We start from the raw sequence: 24832 nt of genomic DNA, 5'->3' as shown, positions 1-24832 counted from the left end.
GAGGGTGAAGGTGCTTTTGCTCCCCAGATAATCCGGAACCTGCAAGCCACCGCGCACGCACAGATAGCTGCGGGCGCCCGCACCGGCCATCGTGCCGAGGCTCAACGTGGCACCGGCCGGAATCAACAACGCTGTGTTCATCGCTACGGTTTCACCGTTCAGCGCCAGAGGAATCACTGCGCCGGTCACCGCCACCACCGCATCGCAATTGAAGCGCAGCAACGGCCCGCTCATGGTGATTTCCAGCGCGGCGGCACCTTCTTCGTTGCCCAGTAAAAGATTGCCCAAGCGCAGCGCGCGACTGTCCATCGGCCCTGACGGCGGCACGCCCACCGCCCAATAGCCGAGGCGCCCCGGATAGTCCTGAACGCTGGTTTGCGTCCCGGCGCTGAGCACCTCAAAAGTGTTGGCTTGATAGACCAGACCTTCCAGGCAACGGGTCCACGGCTGGCCGCTGGCGAATGGGGCATCGAGCAGAATTTGCCGCAGGTAATCGCGGTTGGTTTCCACGCCATAGAGCTGACTGTCAGCCAATGCCTGATGCAAGTCGGCGCGTGCTTCTTCGCGGGTCGGTGCCCAACTGATGACCTTGGCGATCATCGGATCGAAGTACGGCGGGATCTCGCAACCGGCCTCGACCCAAGTGTCAATGCGCAGTTGGATGCCGTTGGCGGCAGGGAAATTTACGGCGGTGAGCAAGCCAGGGCTTGGCTGGAAATCGCGACCCGGATCTTCGGCATACAGGCGTGCCTGAATCGCGTGCCCTTCGGCTTTCAACCCTTGGCTCAACTCACGCAGTGGCGGCAAATCACCGGCTGCGAGTTCCACCATCCAGCGCACCAGGTCGACGCCCCACACTTGTTCGGTAACGCCGTGTTCGACTTGTAAGCGGGTGTTCACTTCAAGGAAGTAGAAGCGTTGATCTGCGCTGTCGAAGACAAATTCCACAGTGCCGGCGCTGCGGTAATTCACCGCTTTAGCCAGTTTGATCGCCGCCGCACACAGCTCTTCAGCCATGCCGTCGGGCAGGTTTGGTGCCGGGGTTTCTTCGAGGACTTTCTGGTTGCGCCGTTGTACCGAGCAGTCGCGCACGCCGAGGGCAATCACCTCGCCACGACCGTCGCCGAACACCTGCACTTCCAGATGCCGGGCGCGCTGGATGTACTTCTCGATGAACACGCCGGCATCGCTGAAGTTGTTCTGGCCGAGGCGCTTCACGGCTTCGAAGGACTCGCTCAACTCCGCCGCGCTGCGGCACACACGCATGCCGATGCCACCACCGCCAGCAGTGCTTTTGAGCATCACCGGGTAGCCGACCTGTTCGCCGGCGATCAGCGCGGCGTCGAGGCTGTCGAGCAGCTCGGTGCCTTCGAGCATCGGTACGCCGTGTTGTTTGGCCAAGGCGCGGGCGGTGTGTTTCAGGCCGAACACGCGCAGCTGTTCGGGCGTGGGGCCGATGAAGGCAATGTCGGCGGTTTCGCAGGCTTCGGCGAACGCGGCGTTTTCCGAGAGAAAACCGTAGCCGGGATGAATCGCTGTGGCGCCAGTAGCTTTGGCGATGGCGAGGATCTTGTCGACCGCTAGATAGGTGCCGGCGGCCGCGCCTTCACCGAGGCTGTGGGCTTCGTCGGCTTGCAGGATGTGCAGGCTGGCAGCATCGGCCTCGGAGTACACGGCGACGCCTTTGAGCTGCAATTCACGCAGGGTACGCAGGATGCGGCAGGCAATGGCGCCACGGTTGGCAATCAGGACTTTTTCGAACATGGCATAACCCCCGGAGGCGATAGCGCATCAGCCTCGACCTGGGATGCGGGCCGTCCCGCAGTTTTTCGAAATGCACCCGGGTCGTCCCGGATGAAAAAACAGTTCACTTCAAAACATCACCGAACCCCTGTGGGAGCGAGCCTGCTCGCGATGGCGTCAGCACATTCACCATTGATGCCGACTGATACACCGCTATCGCGAGCAGGCTCGCTCCCACACTGGAATTAAGGTGGATTCACTTTTTGAGGCACTGCCCGGAGCGTGCCTGGCACAGGGCAAACAACCATCTGCGCAACCGCGCTAGTTTCAGTTCCATACCAATAACTCCGCCGGTGTCGGGTTGTAGGCGTTGCACGGGTTGTTCAGTTGCGGGCAGTTGGAGATCAACACGATCACGTCCATCTCGGCGCGCAGGTCGACGTATTTGCCCGGCGCCGAAATGCCGTCTTCAAAGGTCAAGCCACCGTCCGCCGTGACCGGCACGTTCATGAAGAAGTTGATGTTCGGCCCGATGTCGCCCTTGCCCAGTCGCCCGTCGTGGACGCAGGCGCGCAGGTAGTTGTCGCGGCAACTGTGCATGTAGCGTTTTTCCAGGGCGTAGCGCACGGTGTTGCTCTCTTGAGCGCAGGCACCGCCGAGGGTGTCGTGGCGCCCGCAGGTGTCGGCGACGATGGTCAGCATCGGTTTGCCGAGGTTGGAATACAACACGCTGCCGGTGCTCAGGTAGACGCTGTTTTGCCGGCGCAAGGTGCGTTGCACGTCGTAGCGTTCCTTTGGATTGGCGACGCTGTAGAACAAGGTGTCGATCGCTTGATTGCCTTCCAGGTCGAGGATGCGCAGGGTCTGGCCGGCTTTGACTTCCATCAGCCAGGGTTCGCCGGCCGGGATAGTCGCGCGATAGATCGCGGTGTCGGGTTGCCTGCTTGTGTGAACGGCAGCGGTAGCGATTGCGAGTGACATGGCAGCGATCCTCAGGCGAACAAACGGTCGGTGTTGATGAAACCGCGCTGGTTTTCCGGGCGCGAGGTGCGGCAGTGTTCGGCGACGCTGGCGTCGGCGTTCATCCAGCTGAGCTTCAGGGGTTTGGGTGCGTATTCGGGCGACGGGTCCATCGGATGTTGCAGGGCTGTGAGCACTACCAGCGTGTCCATCGGCGCGTACAACTCGATGTAATCACCGGCCTTGGAGTTACCTTCGACGAAGTGGAAACGCCCGGCTTCATCGACATTGACCCGGCTGAACAGGTTGAGGGTCATCAGGAGATCCGACAGGCCGAGGCCCCACTTGCCCAGCTCCACCAACAGGTTGTCAGTGCCATTGCGGAAGAAACCGTTGCGCAGCTCCTGATAACGCCCCGCGCCGTATTTTTCGGCGACCTCTTCAGCACAGAGCACGCCGCCGAGGCTGTCGCTCCAGCCACAAGTATCGGCAGTGATCGCAGCCAGTACACGGCCCATGTCTGAGTACAGGCAATGGCCGCTGGTGAGCTTGGCGGTGTGTTGGCATTTGAGGCTGTCGGGCAGGTTCAGGCGTTCGGTTTTTTCATGGGCGTTGAGCAGCGTCAGGCTGACGTTGGCACCGCCGCGCAGGTCGGTCAGGCGCAGCAGTTGGCCACGTTTCAGCACGAACGAACGATGGCCGCCACCGGGCAGCAGTTCTTCGGCGAAGGGTGTGAACAGCTGGGTCGAATCAGTCATTTCCATATTCCTCTAAGCGATACGAAGCGTGCCTGCCAGGGGCATCGGCAGGGCGTCGACGGCGGCACGGGTGGTGCGGCGGTCGCTGTTCAAAGGGATGTCGTAGGTGATGCGCGCGCCATAGGCGCCGGGGGCGTGCGGGTCGACGCGGACCTTGTCGAACACCAGCAGGCGCGTGCCGAGGCTGAAGCCTTCGGACAGGTCGTGGGTGACCATGAACACCGTCAGTTGCGTCTCGCGCCACAGCTCCAGCAGCAAGGCGTGCATGTCTTTGCGAATACCCGGGTCGAGCGCGCCGAACGGTTCGTCGAGCAGCAACACGCGGGGTTTCATGATCAGTGCCTGAGCGATGGCCAGCCGTTGCTGCATGCCACCGGAAAGCTGCGCCGGGTACTTGTCCAGCGAGTGGCCGAGGCCGACTTTGTGCAGCAACACCGAGGCCTGGTCCCGCGCATCACGTTTGGCACTGCCGAACAGGCGTCCGAGCAGTGGCGAGCGCGGCAGTTCGAGGCCCAGAGCGACGTTGTCCAGCACCGTTAAATGCGGGAACACCGAGTAGCGCTGGAACACCACGCCACGGCTCGAATCCGGCTCGCCAGCCAGGGCCTGGCCATCCAGCAGAATCTCGCCGCGACTCGCACGTTCCTGACCGAGCAACAAGCGCAGGAAGGTTGACTTGCCGCAGCCTGAGGCACCGACGAGGGTACAGAACTCACCCTCGTTGATATTCAGGTTCAGCCCTTCGAGCACCACCTGATCGCCGTATTGCTGCCACACGTTTTTTACCGTGATGAAGCTCATGCGCGGGCTCCTTCATACCAAGGGAAAGCACGTTGGGTCAGGCGCTTCAGGCCCCAGTCCATCAGCCAGGCGAGGAGGGTGATCCACACCACGTAGGGCAGGATCACATCCATCGCCAGGTAACGGCGCACCAGGAAAATCCGGTAGCCGAGGCCGTCGGTCGAGGCGATGGCTTCAGCGGCGATCAGGAACAACCACGCCGAACCGAGCATCAGCCGCAGCGAAATCAGCAAACGCGGCAGCAGTTGCGGCAGTACCACGCGCAGCATCAGGGTCCAGGTCGAGGCGCCGAGGGTCTGGGCCTTGATCAGCAACTCGACGGGAATTTCCCGGGCACGTTGTTCCAGATCACGGGCCAGGGCCGGGGTGATGCCGATCACGATCAGCATCACTTTCGACAATTCCCCCAGGCCGAACACGATGAACAGAATCGGCAGGATTGCCAGCGGCGGCACCATCGACAGCACCGTCAGCAGCGGGGATAGCGGAGCGCCGAACAGCGGCAAAGTCCCGGCCGCCATTCCCAGGCATAGCCCGGCCAGTGCGCTGATGCCGAGGCCGATGGCCAGACGGCGCAGGCTCGAAGCGCTGTCCTGCCACAGCAGGTATTCACCGGTGCGGGTGTCGGCCACGAAGGCCAGGCGTTTAACCGCGTCGGTCATCTGCACGGCGCTCGGCAGCAGCTTGTCGTTGGGGTTGTCCGCCAGTCGCTCGGCCGAGCCCATGAAGTAGGCAAACAGCACCAGGGCGAACGGCAGGATCACCAACAACAGGCGACTCGGGCGATCCGGGTGGCGATTGATCAGGCGCATGGCCAGCTCCTCCTGTTAGAGCTTGGCGTCGGCAGCCATCTGCACGAAGGTCGGGTCGAAGCGCAGCTTGAGGTTGGACGTGTCGCCGCTGGTCACGCCATTGGCGAATGCCATGCCGACGGCGCTGGTGTCTTTGGCGCCTTCGCCGAGCAAGCCGTGCTGGAACGAAAACTCGGCCACTTTGTGCATGGTTGCCGGCAGCTGCTTGCTGGTGGAGAAGTCCAGGGCTTCTTTGGGCGTGGCGAATAATTTGGTGGTGTCGAGCTGCGCCTGGAAACCCGCCAGGTCAGTGCCTGAGGCCTTGGCCATGTGTTCGAGCGCGGCTTTGCTGGCGGCGTTTTTCGCGTTCATCAATTCGACGACTTCGAACCAGGCACCGGTCAGCGCTTTGCCCAGGGCCGGGTTGTCTTTGAGGGTGGCGCTGTTGACCACCATCATGTCCATGATTTCGCCGGGGATCTGGCTGGAGTTGAATACTTCGGTGACGGCGGGCTTGGCCTTGATGTCCGAGAGCATCGGGTTCCAGGTGGTGACGGCGTTGACCTGTTCGGTGTTGAAGGCGGCCGAGATGTCGGCGTCGGAGGTGTTGACCACTTTCAGGTCTTTCTCGGTGAGGTTGACCGAATCCAGCGCGCGGGCCAGCAGGTAATGGGAAACCGACAGCTCCACCAGGTTGACGTCCATGCCCTTGAGGTCAGTGATTTTCTTGCCATCACCCTTGAGCACGATGCCGTCATTACCGTTGGAGAAGTCGCTGACAATCAGCGCGGTGCTGTCGACACCGCCCGCGGCCGGAATGGTCAGCGCGTCCATGTTGGTCATGGTGCAGCCGTCGAACTGGCCGGCGGTGTATTGATTGATCGATTCGACGTAGTCGTTGAGCTGCACCACATCAATCTTGATGCCGTACTTCTTCGCCCATTTGTCGACGATGCCTTGGCTACCGGCGTATTCCCAAGGCATCCAGCCGGCGTAGATGGTCCAGCAGACGCTGAAGTGGTCTTTCTGGGCGGCCTGGGTCGAGAGGCTTACGAAGGCTGCGAACGCAGCGGCGAGCAGGGTGGGTAGACGAAGCTGGGACATGGGTGGTTCTCCAGTTGATCAGGGGCGAGCAGGAGTCAACGCGGCACCGCGAACGGTGGCTTGTCTCCCGGGCTTTTGTCCCGCCGTGTAACCTCAACTGGAGGTCGCCAACTCTCGGACCAGCCACTCGCCTAAGCGAGCCGGAACCCTAGTCAGCCATTGCAAATTGTGGTGCCGCGAACCTGTGATGAACTCCTGCACGTTTTTGCTAAAGCGAGAGGCGTGCCAAGTTCGTTTGAGCGCTCTAGCGCGGGGGATGACGCGAGGACCGCGTCGGGAGGGGGCGGCACGAATGCCTTGTGATGGTGCGCGACTGCACCGCAATGGGACGGACTGGCCGCTGATCTGAAGGTGTTTGCGGCCCCGCACTCGATGCCGTTTTTCAAGTCAAAAGCAACGTCAGCCGACCGTTGTCAGCTGCTGTCCCCAGGTCTTTTCGGAGGCCGTCATGCTGCGTCGAATGRTGTTTACGGTGTTGTTCGGTTTGGTTATCTCTGGTTGCTATTACTACGCAGGCCCTTACGACGCGTACGGCGGATCTTATTACTACCCCGGTTATTACTCGCCTGACTACTACGGTGGCTATTACGGTCCACGGTATTACGGGGGTTATCGCTACCGTTATTACGGAGGCCACGGACCGCGTTATTACGGCGGTGGATATCACCGCTGGCACCATTAATCAGCGCGTGAATAGATGAAAAACCTTTCATCGGACAGATGTTTCGATGTGTTTCATGGGCGCACCAGAGTTAGAAAAACGAGGTCTGATCTTTCGACAGTCACCGAATAATTGATTGTCGCTCGCCAGCGTCGCTGGTGTAGCTCACTCGCGGTCCAGGAGGCCGCCATGCTCTGTCGAAAACAGCTCTGCCAAATTCTTCTGATTGCTCTATCGGGATTGTCTCTTGGTGCGTGCGTGCCCTATTACGATGGAGGAGCCAGCTACTACAGTTCCGAGGTCTATACCTCGCCAGCGCCCACCTATTACGCCGGTGGCGGATCTTACTATTCAGGTGGCGGGGGTTATTACTCGCCGCCGCCCCGGTACTACTCACCGCCAGCGCGGTATTACCAGCCGACACCGCGCTATTACTATCAGCCACGGGTCTATCAACCGGCGCCGCGTTATTACCATCAGCAAAGGGGTTATCAGCCGGCACCGCGTTATTACCCGTCGCGGGGCGATTACCGGGGCCATCAGAATAATGGGTGGGACGGTCATAGCCGAAGTGGCTGGAACAATGACTCCCGGGGTGGTGGACGCAACTACAAACACAGCGGGCGCGGCAACTACAACAGTCAAGGCAATCAGAACAGTCAAGGCTACAACAACGGCCGAGGCGGGCATCGGTAATTTGGGTTAAATACAACTCCTGTGGGAGCGAGCCGGCTCCGGGCGGCGTTCCGACGATTGCGGTTTGTCATTCAGTATTGATGTGACTGAAACTCCGCCATCGCCGGCAAGCCGGTCTCGCTCCCACATTTTCGTTCAGTAATCCGATAAATCCGCCAATGGATGCCGACCTTCCCAGGCCTTCTGGAAGTGCGCATCCACCACCGCATCGGGCACGTTGTTGATATCCGGCCAGTGCCAATGCGGTTTCTGGTCTTTGTCGATCAACCGCGCCCGCACACCCTCGCTGAATTCCGGATGCCGGCAGCAGTTGAGGCTCAGKGTGTATTCCATCTGAAAAACCTGAGCCAGTGACAAATGCCGGGCCCGGGCGATTTGCTCCCAGACCAGATGCGCGGTMAGCGGCGAGCCTTCACTCATGGTTTTTGCGGCACGGCTGAGTAGCATGTCGGTGCTATCGCGTTGCAGGCTGATGGCTTTCCAGGCGCAACTCACATCGCTGACATCCAGCAGTTCGTCGATGTGCTGGCGCCGTGGCAACCACTGGGCTTCGGGCATTTGCACGACCGCCTCCTGCTGCAAGGCCTTGAGCAAACTGTTGAGCTGCATCGGCGTTTGTTCCTGCCAGTTCAATTGCAGCAACCCTTCGATCAGCTCCTCCTGTTGTTCGTCGAGCAGGAAGCGGTCGGCCAGGTCCAGGTCGATTGCGTCGCGCCCGTTCATATGGGCACCGGTCAGGCCCAAAAATAGTCCGAGTTTTCCGGGCAGTCGCGATAGAAACCAACTGGCGCCAACGTCCGGGTACAGGCCAATGCTGATCTCCGGCATCGCCAGCCGAGTGCTCGGCGTGACAATCCGGATACTCGCGCCTTGCAACAACCCCATCCCGCCGCCGAGCACATAACCATGACCCCAGCAGATCAGCGGTTTCGGGTAGGTGTGCAGTTTGAAGTCCAGGCGATATTCCGCCGCAAAGAAGTGCGCGGCCAAGGGCGGCACCTCTCCAGGATGAGCGCGACAGGCTTCCACCAGGCTGCGCACTTCACCGCCGGCACAAAACGCCTTGGCACCGTTGCCGCGCAGTAGCACGCAGACTATTTGCGGGTCCTTGGCCCAGGCGTCCATTTGATCGCGCAGGGCGTTGATCATTGGCAGGGACAGGGCGTTAAGGGATTTTTCGGCATCRAGGCTGGCGATGCCGATGCGAGCGCCGTCGGTGCCGGTGAGTTCTTCGAAGTGCAGATTCATCGTGACCTCGATCGGGAATTTGAGCGTTCAGTATGATCGCTGTACAGGAAAGTGCCGGATGTGCGACAGATCAATTGACAAGCGTGATGGGCTTTCCTAGGGTTCGCCCCATTGTTTTTGCCGGATGTAACCATGACTGCTGACGACCGTATCAAACTCGAACCGAGCTGGAAGGAGGCACTGCGTGCCGAATTCGACCAGCCCTACATGGCAGAGTTGCGTCATTTCCTGCAACAGGAACGTGAGGCGGGTAAGGAGATCTATCCACCGGGCCCGATGATTTTCAATGCACTCAACTCCACGCCGCTGGACAAGGTCAAGGTCGTCATCCTCGGTCAGGATCCCTACCACGGCCCGGGCCAGGCCCATGGTTTGTGCTTCTCGGTGCAACCGGGTGTGCCGGCGCCGCCGTCGCTGGTGAACATCTATAAAGAGTTGAAACGCGACCTGAACATCGACATCCCCAGCCATGGCTATTTGCAGAGTTGGGCTGACCAGGGTGTGCTGATGCTCAACACCACCATGACGGTCGAACGCGCCAATGCCAATGCGCACAAAGACAAGGGTTGGCAGTTTTTCACCGACCGGATCATTGARGTCGTCAGCCAGCGGCAGCCGCATCTGGTGTTTATGCTGTGGGGAGCGCATGCACAGAGCAAACAGAAACTCATCGACGCGACCAAGCATCTGGTGCTGACGTCAGTGCATCCGTCGCCGCTGTCCGCGTATCGCGGTTTTCTGGGGTGCGGGCACTTCAGCCGGACCAACAAGTTTCTTGAACAGAATGGCGAGACGCCGATTGAGTGGCGGTTGCCGCCGGTCTAAAAGCATCGCGAGCAGGCTCACTCCCACAGGGTTTTGCGCAGTACTTGTAGGAGTGAGCCTGCTCGCGATGTGGGCAACCCGGTCTCAAGAGGACTCAGGCACCCGATTCCAATACTTGAACAACGGCTCCGCCAGAAACAGCACAAACAACAACCGCATCACCTGCATCGCCGTCACCAGCGGCACCGATAGCTGCAGCGTCTCCGCCGTCAGGCTCATTTCCGCAATCCCGCCGGGCATCATGCCTAACGTCAGCGAACGTAAATCCAGATGGGTCAGCGCACTCAACCCCAATGCCGCCAGCGTGGCGATCAACATGGTCAACACCGTGCCGATCAAGGTCCGGCCCATGAACGAAGGCGCACGCCGGAAAAACTGTCGGTTGAAGTGACAACCCAAGCCGCTGCCGATCAGCCATTGGCCAATCTGGCTGCCGCCATTGGGTAAACCAATGTGCAAATCCCAACCGATGCTCACCGCCGCACTCACCAGCAATGGCCCAAACAGCCACGGATTCGGTTGACGCAGACGCTCCCAGAGCCACGCCGCCAGGGCGCCTGCCGGGAATAACAGGGCCAGCCAGCGCCAGTCCACAGTGGTGGCGTGCAAAACTGGTGCGCCGTCACCCATCAGGTATTTGAAGGCTGCCGGTACACAAAGTACAACCACCAGCACCCGCAGACTTTGCCCCGCCGCCACACGGCTGAGAATTGCGCCATTGCGCGCGCCGAGGTTGACCATCTCCCCGGAGCCGCCGGGCATGCTGGAAAAAAATGCAGTGGCGCGATCCTCTCCGGTACGCCGCATCAACCAGACCCCAACCACCGCCGACAGGCTGGTGATCAAGGCACCGAAGAAGATCAAACCGAAATGACTCAATACCTGCTCCATCACCATCGGGGTGAAGTGCAGGCCAATGCCGATTCCCACAATCCACTGGCCGCACTTGCGGCCGCCAGGGATTTCCGCCAATTGCCACGGTGTGAGGCAGCGCACGAGGATGATCGCCAGCAACGAGCCGACCATCCACGGTAGCGGCCAGCCGACCAGGCTGGCGAGGTAACCTCCCAGCAGACCGACCAGCGGTGTTCCCCACCAGGCTTTGAACGGTATTCGATCAGACATCGGCGATTGCGCGTTGAGCGGCCGAACGTTTACGCCAGATCCGCAGAAGTGGCATTAGCAGCATGATCGCGGTCAGTACCCAGCAACCGAAGGTGATCGGACTGGACCAGAGGATTTCCAGTGCTCCGTTGGAAATCGACAGCGCGCGACGCAGGTTTTGCTCCATCAGGCCGCCGAGGATGAAGCCCAGCAAAATCGGCGACAACGGGAAGTCCAGCTTGCGCAGGATGTAGCCGAAGATGCCGATGCCGATCATCAGGAACAGGTCAAACGTAGTGGCGTGCACCGCGTAGACACCGATCCCGGTGATGATCGCGATCACCGGCACCAGCGCCCAGTTCGGCACGGCGAGGATGCGGGTGAAGATGCGGATCATCGGAATGTTGAGGATCACCAGCATGATGTTGGCGATGAACAACGAGGCGATCAGGCCCCAGACGATGTCCGGTTGCTGTTGGAACAGCAGCGGCCCCGGCGTGATGTTGTACAGCGACAGGGCGCCGATCATCACCGCCGTGGTGCCCGAGCCCGGAACACCGAGGGTCAGCATCGGCACCAGTGCGCCACACGCTGCGCCGCCGATGGCGGTTTCCGGTGCCGCGAGGCCACGCATGTCGCCCTGGCCGAACGTGCCTTTGGCACCGGCGATACGTTTTTCGGTCATGTAGGCCACGGCGCTGGCGAGGGTCGCGCCGGCGCCCGGCAACACACCCATGATGAAGCCCAGCACACCACAACGCAGGTTCACCACGAACACCGCCGAGGCCTCCTTGAAGTTGAACATCATACGGCCGGTAGCTTTCACTGCCTCCTGACCATGGTGGGTTTTTTCCAGTAGCAGGAGAATTTCACTGATGGAGAATAGACCCAGCACCAACACGACGAATTGAATGCCGTCGGTCAGGTGGATGTTGTCCCCGGTGAACCGGTAAACGCCGCTGTTGGCATCGATCCCGACGCTCGACAGAAACAGACCGATCAACGCCGCAATAAAAGTTTTCAGTGGTCGATCACCGGCCATGCCGCCAAGGCAAACAATGGCGAAGACCATCAGCACGAAGTATTCCGCCGGGCCAAAGGCAATCGCCCATTTCGCCAGCAGCGGGGCGAACAGCACCATGCCGCAGGTGGCGATGAACGCACCGATAAACGAGCTCCACGCCGACAACGACAGTGCGACACCAGCCAGGCCTTTTCGGGCCATCGGGTAGCCGTCGAGCGTGGTCATGACAGTAGAGGCTTCGCCGGGAATGTTCAGCAGAATCGAACTGATCCGCCCGCCGTATTCGCAACCCAGGTACACCGCCGCCAGCAGAATCAGTGCCGACTCCGGTGGCAGGCCGAGGGCGAATGCAATCGGGATCAACAATGCCACGCCATTGATCGGGCCCAGGCCCGGCAGCAGGCCGACTACGGTGCCGATCAGGGTGCCGCACAGGGCGGTCACCAGGTTGTACGGGCTCAGCGCAACGCCGAAACCCTGACCCAAATAGCCAAGCGTATCCATATCAGTTCTCCAGAACGTCGAGCACGCCGAGAGGCAGCGGCACGTCCATCAACTTGTCGAACAGCAGATAAAGGCCGACGGCCATTAGCGTGATGATCACAATGCTGGGCACCCAGCGACCGCCATACAGGCGCGCCATTGGAATGCCGATCAAGATGCTGGCGACGATGAAACCAAGGGGTTCGAAGGTGCCGGCAAACACCAGCAACAGCACCACGCACATACCGATTTTGGTCAGGGTTTCGCGGTCCATCGGTGGTTCGTCGGCGTCGTGCTTGATCGGTGCGGGACGAAACACCATGTACAACAGCGCCAGGCCCATCAGTCCGAGCATCAGTAACGGAAAGGCCCGAGGCCCCACCGGTTCGTAGGAAAAAGCCGCTTGATACGGCCAAGCCATCAGCGCCAGGCCAACACAGGCCAGCAACAGCACCGAAGCAAAAATGCGTTGTAAGAGCATGGGGAACTCCTGTGCCACGGCCTCGAAGAACGAGGCCGCAGCCGCTAGACAGAGGCGATCACTGGATCAGGCCGAACTCTTTGGCCAGCACTTTGTAGTCCGCTACCTGCTTCTTCACGTAGGTGTCTAGCTCCGGGCCGGTCATGGCAAACGGGAACAGTTCACGCTGATCGCGCAGCTTGGCGAAGTCTTCGGACGCCAGCAGCTTGTCAAAGGCGTCTTTCCACCAGGCGTAGTCTTCGTCGCTGACCTTTGGCCCGAGGTAGAAGCCGCGAACCACCGGCCAGACGATGTCGTAGCCTTGCTCTTTGGCGGTCGGGATGTCTTTCATTTCTGGCTCGTCCAGGCGCTTCTCGGCGAACACGGCCAGCAAGCGCATGTCGCCGCTCTGAATGTGTGGCATGGAGTCGGAGATGTCGGTGCTGCCGACCTGAATGTGGCCGCCGAGCAGGGCGGTGGCGATTTCACCGCCGCCTTCGAGAGCGACGTAACGCAGGTCGCGCGGGTTGATCCCGGCTGCCTTGGCGATCAGTGCGGTTTGCATCCAGTCCTGGCTGCCAACGGTGCCGCCGGAGCCGATCACCACTTTGCTCGGGTCTTCTTTCAGCGCCTTGACCAGATCGTCGAGGGTCTTGTAAGGCGAATCGCTTTTCACTGCGATGGCGCCATAGCTGGTGCCGACGGCGGCCAGCCAGCGCACGTTGGTTTCATCGAATCGACCAAACTTGCCTTGCGCCAGGTTCAGCAGCGAGCCGCTGGACCAGGCCACCAGCGTGCCGGCATCGGCGGGGCGCTGAGCGACCACCGCGTTGTACGCCACTGCGCCGACACCGCCGGGCATGTAGGTCACGCGCATCGGTTTGGTCAGCAGCTTTTCGTTGATCAGCGCGCTCTGCGCCAATTTGCAGGTGAGGTCGAAACCACCGCCCGGTGAGGCCGGGGCGATGCATTCCGGGCGTTTGGGTTCGGCCATCAATTGACCGGCGAACAGCATGCAGCTGGCGGCGAGGGCGAAACGGCGCAGGGATCGATTCATTTTTGTCTCCATGGGAGTTTTTGTTTTTGGGGATGTTTCAGGTGCGGCGGTTTCGCGTCGTGCAGCCGGCAACGGCGCTGGCAAGCATCAACGACGGGATTCTGGAGGAAGGGTGGGGCGGGCAAACCTGAAGCTGTGTGGACAGCATGGTGCAGTACCTCATTTATTGTTCTTATTGACGAAAACGCGTCTTGGCGTTTTTCGGGAGCTACATTACTAAGCACTATTGGAGGGGCGGCATTCGAAACCTCCGTGGGCCGACTCTAACGGGCCAACCTTTCGCTAACCTTTCAGCAGGCTTTAACGGTTTACAGGCTTCACAGCAGCGGATGCGGCTGTAAACTTCGCGCCAAAGAATGGCGTTGACCATCCCCTGAATGAGGTAAAGATCCATGCGTGTTCTGCTCGTCGAAGACCATTTGCAGCTGGCCGAAAGTGTCGCTCAGGCGCTCAAGAGCACCGGGCTGACGGTGGACGTGCTGCACGACGGCGTGGCCGCAGACCTGGCCTTGAGCAGCGAGGAATACGCCATGGCCATTCTCGATGTCGGCCTGCCGCGCATGGACGGTTTCGAAGTACTCGCGCGCTTGCGCTCCCGGGGGAAAAACCTGCCGGTACTGATGTTGACCGCTCGCAGCGACGTCAAGGATAGGGTCCATGGCCTGAACCTTGGTGCTGACGATTACCTGGCCAAACCCTTTGAACTGACCGAACTCGAAGCGCGGGTCAAAGCCTTGTTGCGTCGCAGTGTGCTGGGCGGTGAACGTCAGCAGCGCTGCGGCGTGCTGGCCTATGATCTGGACACCCGGCGCTTCACCCTCGGTGAAGAATTGCTGACCCTGACCTCGCGCGAACAGGCCGTTCTCGAGGCACTGATCGCCCGGCCCGGTCGAGTGATGAGCAAAGAGCAACTGGCCTCCCAGGTGTTCGGTCTGGACGAAGAAGCCAGCCCGGACGCGATCGAAATCTACGTGCATCGCTTGCGCAAAAAACTCGATGGCCAACCGGTCGCGATCGTGACCTTCCGCGGTCTTGGCTACTTGCTGGAAAGCCGCGATGCATAAGCCCAGCAGCCTGCGCTGGCGGTTGCTGTGGAACCTCGCGCTGTTGCTGGTGGTGTTAATGCTGGCTAGCGGTTTGAGCGCGTACTGGAATGGTCGCGAAGCGGCCGACACCGCCTATGACCGCACCTTGCTGGCATCGGCACGAACCATTGCGGCGGGTGTCACCCAGCGTGACGGCACGCTCAGTGCCGACGTGCCTTACGTGGCGCTGGATACGTTTGCCTACGACAGTGAGGGGAGAATTTTTTACCTGGTCAATGACATCCACCAGAATTTGATTTCCGGTTACGAAAACCTTCCTGCACCACCACCGGGAACGCCGCGTACCGATGACTACCCGGCGCTGGCACGGTTTTACAACGCCAAGTATCGCGGGCAGAACGTGCGGGTGGTCAGCCTGCTCAAACCGGTCAGCGAGCCGAATATGAATGGTATGGCGGAAATTCGTGTCGCGGAAACCGATGAGGCACGGGTCAGTATGGCGCGCAGCCTGGCAGCGGATACGTTGTTGCGGCTGGGCATGCTGGCGATTGGTGCGCTGCTGTTGGTGTGGTTTGCGGTGAGTGCGGCGTTGCGCCCGCTGGAACGCTTGCGCACGGCAGTAGAAGAGCGCCAGTCGGATGACCTGCGGCCATTGCCATTGGTAGAAGTGCAGCACGAGTTATGGCCATTGGTACGCGCGCTCAATCACTTTACCGAGCGGCTGCGCGAGCAGTTCGAACGTCAGGCTCAGTTCATCGCCGATGCCGCCCATGAACTGCGTACGCCGTTGGCGGCGCTCAAGGCCCGACTTGAGCTTGGCCTGCGGGCGAGTGAACCCGAAACCTGGCGCAGCACCCTGGAAACCGCAGCCCAAGGCACGGACAGGTTGACGCACCTGGCGAATCAATTGCTGTCGCTGGCACGGGTCGAAAACGGTGCCCGGGCCATTGCCGAGGGCGGGGCGCAGTTGCTGGATTTGAGTCAGTTGGCGCGGGAGTTGGGCATGGCCATGGCGCCGCTGGCCCACGCACGCGGCGTTGCCCTGGCTCTGGAAGCGGATGAGCCGGTGTGGCTGCGCGGCGAGCCCACGCTGTTGAACGAACTGCTGAGTAATCTGGTGGATAACGCACTGGCCCATACGCCGTCCGGCGGCAATGTGATTCTGCGGGTGACTGCACCGGCGGTCCTGGAGGTTGAGGACGACGGGCCGGGGATTCCGGTTGATGAGCGGGACCGGGTATTTGAGCGCTTTTACCGACGCAATCAGCAGGTGGCCGGGTCGGGGCTGGGGTTGGCGATTGTGGGCGAGATCTGCCGCGCGCATCTGGCGCAGATCAGCCTGCACGATGGTGAAAAGGCGGGGTTGAAGGTTAGGGTGAGTTTTATTGCGGGGTAGTTTTTTATTGTCTGGACTAGCCCCTTCGCGAGCAGGCTCGCTCCCACAGGGGATCTTCGGTGTGACGGAGATCTATTGTGGGAGCGAGCCTGCTCGCGAAGGGCGCGACGTGGTCTGAATCAGTAAAACATCGACCGCGATTCTTCCAGAGTCTTGACCACTGCGTCGCTGTCCAAATCGATCCCCAGCTTCTTGAATGACGGCACGTTGAACACATCGATTCGAGCCAGCGGATGATCGGTATCCTTGTGGCAATACAGACTCGCTACTTGCACCAGATCGACATAATCAATCCGGTCAGACTGACGCTTGAAGTCCAGGTATTGCCTTGGCACCTTCACCAATTTCTCCGGAAATTCCCAGACCCTGAGCAGTTTTTCGCCGATCAACGGATGAATGCGGTCGATCACATGGTTGAGACTGACGGAATCAGACAGGAGCTCATAGTTATCTTCGGCGTACGTCAGGATCGGCAGCACGCCAATTTGATGCACCAGACCACCGAGGGCGGCCTGGTCGGGTTTGAGTTGTGTGTAACGGCGACACAGTGCATAGCTGACCCCGGCAATTTCCAGGCTTTTGCGCCAGACATCGCGCATCTTCTGTTCCACTACCTCGGAGCGAGCGTTGAAAATCTGTTCCATCACCAGGCCGATCGCCAGGTTGCTGCTGTAGTTGACGCCCAGCCGTGTGATCGCCGTGTGCAGGTCGTTCACTTCTTGAGTCGCACGCAGCAGCGGGCTATTGACCACTTTGATCAGGCGCGCCGACAACGCCGTATCACGGCCGATCACCTTGCTCAGAGTGCTGACGCTGATTTCCGGGTCTTCAGCGGCTATGCGAATCTGCATGGCCACTTCCGGTAACGTTGGCAGAACCAGGTCATCGTTATCGATGGCCTCAACCAAATCCTGTTGGACCTTTTCCGCCAGATCGCTCATTTCGTTTCTCTAGGGTGTTGCAACAAATGCTGCGGTTAACGCTGGATTTCGCGATCGCGATCCAATGAGTAAGGCAGGTCGAGCAAGTTCAGGACGGGTCCTTCAAGGGTGCCGAGATGAATGTCACCACCCTCAGCGGCTTCGGCTTGCAGCACGGCCAGCAGTTCAATGTTTTGTTCCGCATTGGCCGCCAGGACCACTTCGCCGATGGAACTGCCATGGGACGGGGAAAACAGCGGCGTGCCGGGGGCGGGCAGTGCGCTGGCATCCAGGGTCAGACGATACAGGCGGCGCTTGAGTTTGCCCAGGTACTGCATGCGCGCGACAATTTCCTGGCCGGTGTAGCAGCCTTTCTTGAAGCTCACGCCGCCGACGGCTTGCAGATTGAGCATCTGCGGGATAAACAGTTCGCGTGTTTCTGGCATGACCTGGCCGATCCCGGCGCGGATCTGGCCCAGTAACCACTGATTCAGATTGCCTTCGGCCAGCAGGGCGGACAGCTTGCCTTTGATGGAGTCGGCCTGATCAGCGGCGACCCACAGTTCAGCGCGATCCGGTGAAACGCGGATAGCGATAAGCCCCTCATGACGCACGACACTGTCGGTGTCTGCCGGCAATTTCAGACCGAGGCTGCTCAGTGCGGCATCACAATGATCAAGTCCGAAGCGGACCCAGGCGGCGCTTTCGTCGGTCAGTTTGGATTTGGAGAACACGGCGTACTTTTTCAGGTCAGCCAATTGCGGTTCCAGCAGCTCGATGGCCATCGCCATCAGCACCCCGTCACCTTCCAACAGAATGCGGAAACTCGACTGCATCCGGCCTTTTTGCGTGCATCGGGCGCCAAGGCTGGCCTGGGTATCGCTCAGGTAATTGAGGTTGCAGGTCAATTGGCCTTGCAGGAATTTGCCAGCATCCGCGCCGCGTACCGCGAGAACGCCTTCGTGAGACAAGGTGCAGAAAAAAGCAGAATCGGCCATGGGTCATCGCAGAGTAAAGAGTCTGGGGGACATCATAAGGGGGCGACCATGAAATGGGTAGTTCACAAAAGGTCGGCAGTGCCCGACCAAAGCCGGCTGTTCGACRCTGCCCGGGGCTGTATACTTGCCGCCTATTTGAGGAGCGCTCCATGGTCGAAGATGTTGAACTGAATCGCCTCTACTGGCACAGCCGTCGCGGCATGCTTGAGCTGGACGTATTGCTGGTGCCGTTTGTAAAAGAGGTCTACCCGCACCTGAATGATGTCGACCGCGATTGCTACCGCAAGCTGCTTGAGTGTGAAGATCAGGACATGTTCGGCTGGTTCATGGAGCGCGCCGAATCCGAAGATCCGGAGCTTCAGCGCATGGTTCGCATGATCCTGGATCGTGTCCAGCCCAAGTAATGCGTTCGAATGCCGCTGGCATGCCTCACGGCAGTTGCTGGCGGCGTATCTTCTGGCCCAGCTGTTCGCGCTGGGTTCGTTGTTTCTACTGTCTGTACCAACCTGGGCCGTTCTGCTCGGCGCTTTTTGCTGTCTGGCCCATGGCGTTTGGGCATTGCCGCGTCAGATTTTACTGACACACCCGCAGGCATTTCACGGATTGCGACGCGACGCCGAGGGTTGGCAGTTATGGAATCAAGCTCAGGGTTGGCAGCCAGTGCAGCTGCGACCGGACAGCCTCGCGCTGCCATTGATCGTGGTGCTACGGTTTCGCCTGCGCGGCGAACGGCGGGTCAGGTCGATCTGTGTACCCCGCGACTCGCAGGCGGCGGATGTGCACCGACGCCTGCGGGTTCGACTTGCGTTCAGTCGACGTAGGTGGGCGGCACCAGAATAGTGTCCAGGGCCACCGGGAGCATATTGGGGTAGTCGAGGGTGTAATGCAGGCCCCGGCTTTCCTTGCGCTCCATGGCGGACTGGATCATCAGTTCGGCTACCTGCGCCAGGTTGCGTAACTCGATCAAATCGCGGCTGACCTTATAGTTGCTGTAGAACTCATCGATTTCGTCCAGCAACAGTCGCACACGGTGCTGAGCCCGCTGCAAGCGTTTGTTGGTGCGCACGATACCGACGTAGTCCCACATGAATCGCCGCAGTTCGTCCCAGTTGTGCGCAATGATCACATCTTCGTCGGAATCGGTGACCTGGCTCGCATCCCAGATGGGCAGGGCGACTGGAACCGACACGTGCGGCAACTGTTCAAGAATGTCCGCTGCCGCCGAACGGGCGTAAACGAAACACTCCAGTAGCGAGTTGCTGGCCATGCGGTTGGCGCCGTGCAGGCCGGTGAAACTGGTTTCACCAATGGCATACAGTCCCGGAACGTCGGTGCGGCCGTTCTGATCGACCATCACGCCGCCGCAGGTGTAGTGCGCTGCCGGAACCACCGGGATCGGCTGCTTGGTGATGTCGATGGAAAACTCGAGGCAGCGTTCGTACACCGTTGGAAAGTGCGTCTTGATGAACGCTTCGGATTTGTGGCTGATGTCCAGATAGACGCAGTCGACACCCAGGCGCTTCATTTCATGGTCGATGGCCCGGGCAACGATGTCCCGAGGTGCCAGTTCTGCGCGCGGGTCGAAGCGCTGCATGAAACGTTCACCGTTAGGCAGCTTCAAGTGCGCACCTTCGCCGCGCAGGGCTTCGGTGACCAGGAAGCTTTTTGCCTGCGGGTGGTAAAGGCAGGTGGGGTGGAACTGGTTGAACTCCAGGTTCGCCACCCGACAGCCAGAACGCCAGGCCATGGCGATGCCATCACCGCAGGCGCCGTCGGGGTTGCTGGTATAGAGATAAACTTTGGCCGCACCACCGGAGGCGAGGATGACGAAGCGTGCGCCGTAGGTGTCGACTTCGCCGGTTCCGCGATTAAGTACGTAGGCGCCGAGGCAACGGTCGCCTTCAAGGCCCAGGCGTTTTTCGGTGATCAGGTCCACCGCGACGCGCTGTTCCAGCAATTCGATGTTAGGCCTTTGTTTGGCCTGTGCCAGCAATGTTCTGAATATCGCGGCACCCGTGGCATCGGCGGCATGAATGATGCGCCGATGGCTGTGGCCGCCTTCGCGGGTCAGGTGAAATTCGAACCCGCCGTCTTCGGTGCCGGACTGTTCATCGCGGGTAAATGGCACGCCTTGGTCGATCAGCCATTGGATCGCCTCTTTGCTGTGTTCGACGGTAAAGCGAACAGCGTCTTCATGGCAAAGTCCGCCGCCGGCATTGAGAGTGTCATCGACGTGAGACTCGACGGTGTCGGCGTCATCCAGAACGGCCGCGACGCCGCCCTGGGCCCAGAAAGTCGAGCCGTTGGCGAGGTCGCCTTTGCTCAGTACCGCGATGCGCAAATGATCGGGCAAGGTCAGCGCAAGACTCAAACCGGCAGCACCGCTGCCAATCACCAGAACATCATGTTGAAACTGTTGGCTCATTTCAGGATTCCGCTCAAAGCGACCCGGGTCGGGGTTGGCGCATGACTGCTGGAACGGCGAGTCAGTCGGCCACACAGCCCACTAGTATATAGAGGGGGGGCGCGGCACAATACCCGAGCGCCTATGGCATTGTGAAACTACTGTTATGGGAAACACCCGACGCTTCGTCGGATGGTTTGTTGGTCGAGTCGCGGACAAGACGACTGTATCGTCGATTTAACAGTATTTTTCTATTCACGGTTACATAATCTCGGTGCCGTCCATTTTTAAATATGGAACTTTTGCCAAAGGCCCAAGATCAATAGACGGTTGCCAGATTCAAGGGACAGTGTCGGCTTCAGGGCAGGATCTGTGGTTTGATCCTTGCTGGCGAATCCGATGACAAGATTATTCGCGCAGCCGGGTAAACCGCGCTGCGCTTTTCGTGCGTGCCAAATCAGAGCCCGCAGGAAACTTGCTTGGAGGGGGAGAACTTTTGCGAAAAGCCCGAGTCTATGTTTGCAAGTCTGGTCGTTCAGCTATGCAAGCCTCCTCCGAGCTTATCGAGGAGTGTTCATGCTAACCCAGGAAGAGGATCAGCAGCTGGTCGAGCGCGTTCAACGTGGCGACAAGCGAGCTTTCGATCTGCTAGTGCTGAAATACCAGCACAAAATTCTCGGGTTGATCGTGCGTTTCGTGCACGACACCCATGAAGCCCAGGATGTGGCGCAGGAAGCCTTTATCAAGGCTTATCGAGCCCTTGGAAATTTTCGCGGAGACAGCGCGTTTTACACGTGGCTTTACCGCATCGCCATCAACACGGCGAAAAACTATCTGGTTTCACGCGGCCGTCGGCCGCCGGATAGCGATGTCAGTTCCGAAGATGCAGAGTTCTACGATGGCGATCATGGCCTCAAGGATCTCGAGTCGCCAGAACGCGCGTTGCTGCGGGATGAGATCGAAGGCACCGTCCATCGAACCATTCAGCAACTGCCAGAAGATTTGCGTACGGCTTTAACTTTACGTGAATTCGATGGTCTGAGTTACGAGGACATTGCGGCAGTCATGCAGTGTCCGGTGGGTACCGTGCGCTCCCGGATTTTCCGCGCTCGGGAAGCCATCGATAAAGCCCTGCAGCCGTTGTTGCAGGAAAACTGAGACAGCGGCGATAGCCAAGAGAGGAACGCCATGAGTCGTGAAGCCCTGCAGGAATCGCTGTCCGCAGTGATGGATAACGAAGCGGACGAACTGGAGTTGCGTCGGGTATTAAATGCCCTTGACGATGTTGAAACCCGTGAAACCTGGGCTCGTTATCAAATCGCTCGGGCAGTCATGCACAAGGACTTGTTGCTTCCACGCCTTGATATCGCTGCTGCAGTGTCTGCTGCATTGGCAGACGAAGCCGTGCCAGCAAAAGCGTCCCGTGGTCCATGGCGCAGCCTGGGTCGTCTGGCAGTTGCCGCTTCGGTCACACTTGCTGTATTGGCTGGCGTTCGTTTGTACAATCAGGACGAGATCGCTGGTGTCGAACTGGCGCAGCAATCCAATCAACCTGGTCTGGCCGTTCCTCAAGTTAAAGGCCCAGCTGTATTAGCAGGCTACAATGAGAGTTCGGATGCCACTGGCCCTATGGCCAATGGTGTATTGCAAGGTCAGCCAGGCTGGCACGATCAGCGTCTGCCAAGCTACTTGCGCCAACATGCTCAACAGGCTGCATTGAAGGGCACTGAAAGTGCGTTGCCTTATGCTCGTGCAGCAAGCCTGGAAAACCGTTAAGGAGGATCATGCGCCCCATACCTCTACTTTCGCTACTGCTCGCAGGCTGGTTTGTTGTTCCAGCCCACGCTGATGAGGCTCAGGACTGGTTGACCCGTCTGGGTCAGGCCGAGCAACAGCAAAGCTTTCGCGGTACTTTCGTTTACGAGCGTAACGGTAGTTTTTCTACCCATAACATCTGGCATCGCGTCCAAGATGGCAAAGTCCGAGAGCGTTTACTCCAGCTCGATGGCTCAGCACAGGAAGTCGTGCGCATTGATGGGCATACTCAATGCGTCAGCGGCACCCTGATAGCGGGACTTGGGGATTCGCCCAATTCCGCTGCTCGTGCACTGGATCCACAAAAGTTAAAGAATTGGTATGACATTGCCGTCATCGGCAAGTCGCGTGTGGCTGGGCGTGCGGCAGTGATTGTTTCGCTGACGCCACGTGATCAGCACCGATATGGTTTTGAGCTTCATCTGGATAAAGAAACCGGCCTGCCGCTCAAATCCTTGTTGCTCAATGACAAAGGGCAGTTGCTGGAGCGATTCCAGTTTACGCAACTCGATACCGCCAAGGCGCCGTCTGACAGTGACTTGCAGGCAGGTGATGAATGCAAGGCTGTCACCCTCGACAGTGACAAGGCGTCCGCCGTTAAAACGGCTCAAGTCTGGCATTCGGACTGGTTGCCACCTGGTTTTGAGTTGACCAGCAGCAGCGCTCGCAAAGACCCGCAGACCAAAGCCCAGGTCAACAGTTTGATGTATGACGACGGTCTGGCGCGATTCTCGGTATTCCTTGAACCATTGAATGGTGCAACCGTGACGGACACCCGCACCCAGTTGGGACCCACTGCCGCTGTATCTCGGCGCCTGACCACACCTCAAGGCGAAATGATGGTGACTGTGGTCGGTGAGATCCCGATAGGCACTGCTGAACGGATTGCGCTGTCGATGCGCACCGATGCCACAGCAACCAAGTAGCGAGTGAGTTTCGAAATGTTTGGTGCGCATTTCAATTTGCAAAAAATCAGAATTCTTCTATAGGTTAGAGTCTCTCGGCTCTGGCCTTTTTGTTGTTTCCGGAACAAAACTACCGGCTTATTGTTCCCGGTGTCCCTTGCTCCATATCGCTCAACCATGCTCGTCGTAACGGGAGCCGTATGTCGATTCCATGCTTAAAGTCTTACCTCACCATTTTTGCCACCGTGCTGGTCCTCGGTCAGGCGGTCACTGCTCAAGCAGCCGAGTTGCCTGATTTCACCCAGATCGTCGAGCAGGCTTCGCCTGCCGTGGTGAACATCAGTACCACACAGAAACTGCCTGATCGCAAAGTGTCCGGGCAAATGCCGGACCTTGAAGGCTTGCCGCCAGCGCTGCGCGAGTTCTTTGAAAGGGGCATGCCTCAACAACCGCGTTCGCCTCGCGGTGATCGCCAGCGTGAAGCTCAGTCCCTGGGCTCGGGTTTCATCATCTCGTCTGATGGTTACATCCTGACCAACAACCATGTGATTGCCGATGCCGACGAAATCCTCGTGCGTCTCGCTGATCGCAGTGAACTGAAAGCCAAACTGGTCGGCACCGATCCGCGCTCCGACGTGGCGCTGCTGAAGATCGAAGGCAAGGACCTGCCGGTTCTCAAACTCGGTAAATCCCAGGACCTGAAAGCCGGTCAGTGGGTTGTCGCCATCGGTTCGCCGTTTGGTTTCGACCACACTGTGACCCAGGGCATCATCAGCGCCATCGGACGCAGCCTGCCGAACGAAAACTATGTGCCGTTCATCCAGACCGACGTGCCGATCAACCCGGGTAATTCCGGTGGTCCTCTGTTCAACCTGAATGGCGAAGTGGTCGGGATCAACTCGCAGATCTACACCCGCTCCGGGGGATTCATGGGCGTATCGTTCGCGATCCCTATCGACGTCGCCATGGATGTTTCCAATCAACTGAAAGATGGCGGCAAAGTCAGTCGTGGCTGGTTGGGGGTGGTGATTCAGGAAGTGAACAAGGACCTGGCCGAGTCGTTTGGTCTTGAGAAACCGGCCGGTGCACTGGTGGCTCAGATCCAGGACGACGGCCCAGCTGCCAAGGGTGGTTTGCAAGTCGGCGACGTTATCCTGAGCATGAATGGTCAACCGATCGTCATGTCGGCCGACTTGCCACACTTGGTGGGCGCGCTGAAGGCGGGCGCCAAGGCCAATCTTGAAGTGATTCGTGAAGGTAAGCGCAAGAATGTCGAGCTAACGGTTGGCGCGATTCCTGACGATGACAAAGATATGGTTACGATGCCTAAATCGGGCGTTGAAATCAGCAGTAATCGTTTGGGTGTCTCCGTCGCCGAGCTGTCCGATGAGCAGAAGAAAACCTACGACCTCAAAGGTGGTGTGGTGATCAAGGAAGTTCAGGAAGGCCCTGCATCCCTGATTGGTTTGCAGCCAGGTGACATCATCACCCATCTGAACAACCAGGCCATCGGCTCCAGCAAGGAGTTCACCGACATTGCCAAGGCACTGCCGAAGAATCGTTCGGTTTCGATGCGGGTTCTACGCCAGGGTCGTRCCAGCTTCATTACCTTCAAACTGGCTGATTAAACTGG

25 protein-coding genes and 1 riboswitch are annotated in these 24832 nt (G+C 59.3%); of the genes, 11 read left to right on the top strand and 14 right to left on the bottom strand.

The genetic code is table 11. The features are described from left to right. The 6 genes from AC1DSG_RS10840 to AC1DSG_RS10815 all read right to left on the bottom strand — a co-directional run. A partial coding sequence (locus tag AC1DSG_RS10840; protein ID WP_477790879.1) for an ATP-binding protein occupies positions 1–1764 on the bottom strand: 1764 nt, incomplete at its 3' end. Positions 1765–2070: 306 nt separating this feature from the next. Continuing rightward, complete coding sequence (locus tag AC1DSG_RS10835; protein ID WP_477790878.1) at positions 2071–2724, bottom strand: urea amidolyase associated protein UAAP2; 654 nt, start codon at positions 2722–2724, stop codon at positions 2071–2073. An 11-nt stretch (positions 2725–2735) separates the two neighbouring features. Continuing rightward, the gene (locus AC1DSG_RS10830; protein ID WP_477790877.1) at positions 2736–3461 is read right to left on the bottom strand and encodes an urea amidolyase associated protein UAAP1; all 726 of its coding nucleotides are present in this window, start codon (positions 3459–3461) and stop codon (positions 2736–2738) included. 12 nt (positions 3462–3473) lie between these two features. Next, a complete protein-coding gene (locus tag AC1DSG_RS10825; protein WP_477790876.1) occupies positions 3474–4262 on the bottom strand; it encodes an ABC transporter ATP-binding protein in 789 nt (262 codons plus the stop codon). Beyond that, entirely contained in the window at positions 4259–5074 is an 816-nt protein-coding gene (locus tag AC1DSG_RS10820) for an ABC transporter permease (protein ID WP_477790875.1), read from the bottom strand. Before AC1DSG_RS10820 ends, AC1DSG_RS10825 begins: the two co-directional genes overlap by 4 nt. 15 nt (positions 5075–5089) lie before the next feature. Continuing rightward, positions 5090–6157 carry a putative urea ABC transporter substrate-binding protein gene (locus AC1DSG_RS10815; protein WP_477790874.1) on the bottom strand — a complete coding sequence of 356 codons (1068 nt, stop codon included), beginning with the start codon at positions 6155–6157 and terminating at the stop codon, positions 5090–5092. 62 nt (positions 6158–6219) lie between these two features. Next, positions 6220–6320: riboswitch (guanidine-I (ykkC/yxkD leader) on the bottom strand. A 285-nt stretch (positions 6321–6605) separates the two neighbouring features. Here AC1DSG_RS10815 and AC1DSG_RS10810 point away from each other — a divergent pair. Continuing rightward, positions 6606–6839 carry a hypothetical protein gene (locus tag AC1DSG_RS10810; RefSeq protein ID WP_477790873.1) on the top strand — a complete coding sequence of 78 codons (234 nt, stop codon included), beginning with the start codon at positions 6606–6608 and terminating at the stop codon, positions 6837–6839. 168 nt (positions 6840–7007) lie between these two features. After that, entirely contained in the window at positions 7008–7514 is a 507-nt protein-coding gene (locus tag AC1DSG_RS10805; protein ID WP_477790872.1) for a hypothetical protein, read from the top strand. Between the two features lie 135 nt (positions 7515–7649). Here AC1DSG_RS10805 and AC1DSG_RS10800 read toward each other — a convergent pair whose 3' ends face one another. Next, positions 7650–8762: an enoyl-CoA hydratase/isomerase family protein gene (locus AC1DSG_RS10800; protein ID WP_477790871.1), complete on the bottom strand. Its 1113-nt coding sequence runs from the start codon at positions 8760–8762 to the stop codon at positions 7650–7652. A 132-nt stretch (positions 8763–8894) separates the two neighbouring features. Here AC1DSG_RS10800 and ung point away from each other — a divergent pair, with 132 nt between their 5' ends. Further along, positions 8895–9587, top strand: a complete 693-nt coding sequence (ung, locus tag AC1DSG_RS10795; protein WP_477790870.1) for a uracil-DNA glycosylase — start codon at positions 8895–8897, stop codon at positions 9585–9587. An 84-nt stretch (positions 9588–9671) separates the two neighbouring features. Here ung and AC1DSG_RS10790 read toward each other — a convergent pair whose 3' ends face one another. Genes AC1DSG_RS10790 through AC1DSG_RS10775 form a run of 4 tightly spaced genes read right to left on the bottom strand, consistent with a single transcriptional unit; the run spans position 9672 to position 13715 of the window. Beyond that, a complete protein-coding gene (locus AC1DSG_RS10790) occupies positions 9672–10712 on the bottom strand; it encodes an AbrB family transcriptional regulator (RefSeq protein WP_477790869.1) in 1041 nt (346 codons plus the stop codon). Further along, positions 10705–12219: a tripartite tricarboxylate transporter permease gene (locus AC1DSG_RS10785; protein WP_452625280.1), complete on the bottom strand. Its 1515-nt coding sequence runs from the start codon at positions 12217–12219 to the stop codon at positions 10705–10707. The genes AC1DSG_RS10790 and AC1DSG_RS10785 overlap by 8 nt, the downstream gene beginning before the upstream one ends. Before the next feature lies 1 nt (position 12220). Further along, entirely contained in the window at positions 12221–12679 is a 459-nt protein-coding gene (locus tag AC1DSG_RS10780) for a tripartite tricarboxylate transporter TctB family protein (RefSeq protein WP_477790868.1), read from the bottom strand. Positions 12680–12737: 58 nt separating this feature from the next. After that, positions 12738–13715 (bottom strand): Bug family tripartite tricarboxylate transporter substrate binding protein, encoded by a 978-nt coding sequence (locus AC1DSG_RS10775; protein ID WP_452625282.1) that lies wholly within the window; start codon positions 13713–13715, stop codon positions 12738–12740. Positions 13716–14107: 392 nt separating this feature from the next. On the opposite strand from AC1DSG_RS10775, the gene AC1DSG_RS10770 reads away from it, so the two are divergent. Together AC1DSG_RS10770 and AC1DSG_RS10765 are read left to right on the top strand one after the other, a co-directional pair. Then, positions 14108–14779, top strand: coding sequence for a response regulator (locus AC1DSG_RS10770; protein WP_007944085.1), 672 nt, complete (start codon positions 14108–14110; stop codon positions 14777–14779). Then, positions 14772–16157, top strand: a complete 1386-nt coding sequence (locus AC1DSG_RS10765; RefSeq protein WP_477790867.1) for a sensor histidine kinase — start codon at positions 14772–14774, stop codon at positions 16155–16157. The genes AC1DSG_RS10770 and AC1DSG_RS10765 overlap by 8 nt, the downstream gene beginning before the upstream one ends. Before the next feature lie 119 nt (positions 16158–16276). Here the strand turns inward: AC1DSG_RS10765 and AC1DSG_RS10760 are convergent, their stop codons facing one another. Together AC1DSG_RS10760 and ygfZ are read right to left on the bottom strand one after the other, a co-directional pair. After that, the gene (locus tag AC1DSG_RS10760; protein ID WP_477790866.1) at positions 16277–17098 is read right to left on the bottom strand and encodes an HDOD domain-containing protein; all 822 of its coding nucleotides are present in this window, start codon (positions 17096–17098) and stop codon (positions 16277–16279) included. A 35-nt stretch (positions 17099–17133) separates the two neighbouring features. Then, a complete protein-coding gene (ygfZ, locus tag AC1DSG_RS10755; protein ID WP_477790865.1) occupies positions 17134–18075 on the bottom strand; it encodes a CAF17-like 4Fe-4S cluster assembly/insertion protein YgfZ in 942 nt (313 codons plus the stop codon). Positions 18076–18224: 149 nt separating this feature from the next. On the opposite strand from ygfZ, the gene AC1DSG_RS10750 reads away from it, so the two are divergent. Next, complete coding sequence (locus tag AC1DSG_RS10750; RefSeq protein ID WP_007944081.1) at positions 18225–18479, top strand: FAD assembly factor SdhE; 255 nt, start codon at positions 18225–18227, stop codon at positions 18477–18479. Then, positions 18463–18915 (top strand): protein YgfX, encoded by a 453-nt coding sequence (locus AC1DSG_RS10745; protein WP_477790864.1) that lies wholly within the window; start codon positions 18463–18465, stop codon positions 18913–18915. Before AC1DSG_RS10750 ends, AC1DSG_RS10745 begins: the two co-directional genes overlap by 17 nt. Here AC1DSG_RS10745 and nadB read toward each other — a convergent pair. Then, positions 18884–20500, bottom strand: a complete 1617-nt coding sequence (gene nadB, locus AC1DSG_RS10740) for an L-aspartate oxidase (protein WP_477790863.1) — start codon at positions 20498–20500, stop codon at positions 18884–18886. The genes AC1DSG_RS10745 and nadB overlap by 32 nt on opposite strands. 555 nt (positions 20501–21055) lie before the next feature. Here nadB and rpoE point away from each other — a divergent pair. The 4 genes from rpoE (at position 21056) to AC1DSG_RS10720 (ending at position 24827) form a co-directional block, all read left to right on the top strand. Continuing rightward, a complete protein-coding gene (gene rpoE / locus AC1DSG_RS10735) occupies positions 21056–21637 on the top strand; it encodes an RNA polymerase sigma factor RpoE/AlgU (RefSeq protein ID WP_007944079.1) in 582 nt (193 codons plus the stop codon). 30 nt (positions 21638–21667) lie between these two features. Beyond that, on the top strand, positions 21668–22255 hold the full coding sequence (locus tag AC1DSG_RS10730; protein WP_477790862.1) for a sigma-E factor negative regulatory protein: 588 nt from the start codon (positions 21668–21670) through the stop codon (positions 22253–22255). 8 nt (positions 22256–22263) lie between these two features. Then, on the top strand, positions 22264–23220 hold the full coding sequence (locus tag AC1DSG_RS10725) for a MucB/RseB C-terminal domain-containing protein (RefSeq protein ID WP_477790861.1): 957 nt from the start codon (positions 22264–22266) through the stop codon (positions 23218–23220). Positions 23221–23399: 179 nt separating this feature from the next. Further along, complete coding sequence (locus AC1DSG_RS10720; RefSeq protein ID WP_477790860.1) at positions 23400–24827, top strand: DegQ family serine endoprotease; 1428 nt, start codon at positions 23400–23402, stop codon at positions 24825–24827. The last annotated feature ends 5 nt before the right edge of the window (positions 24828–24832 follow it).

This window comes from Pseudomonas sp. P5_A12 (genome assembly GCF_056400685.1).
The sequence above is the reverse complement of the archived record's forward strand: the minus strand, read 5'-3'. Positions and strand labels throughout refer to the sequence as shown.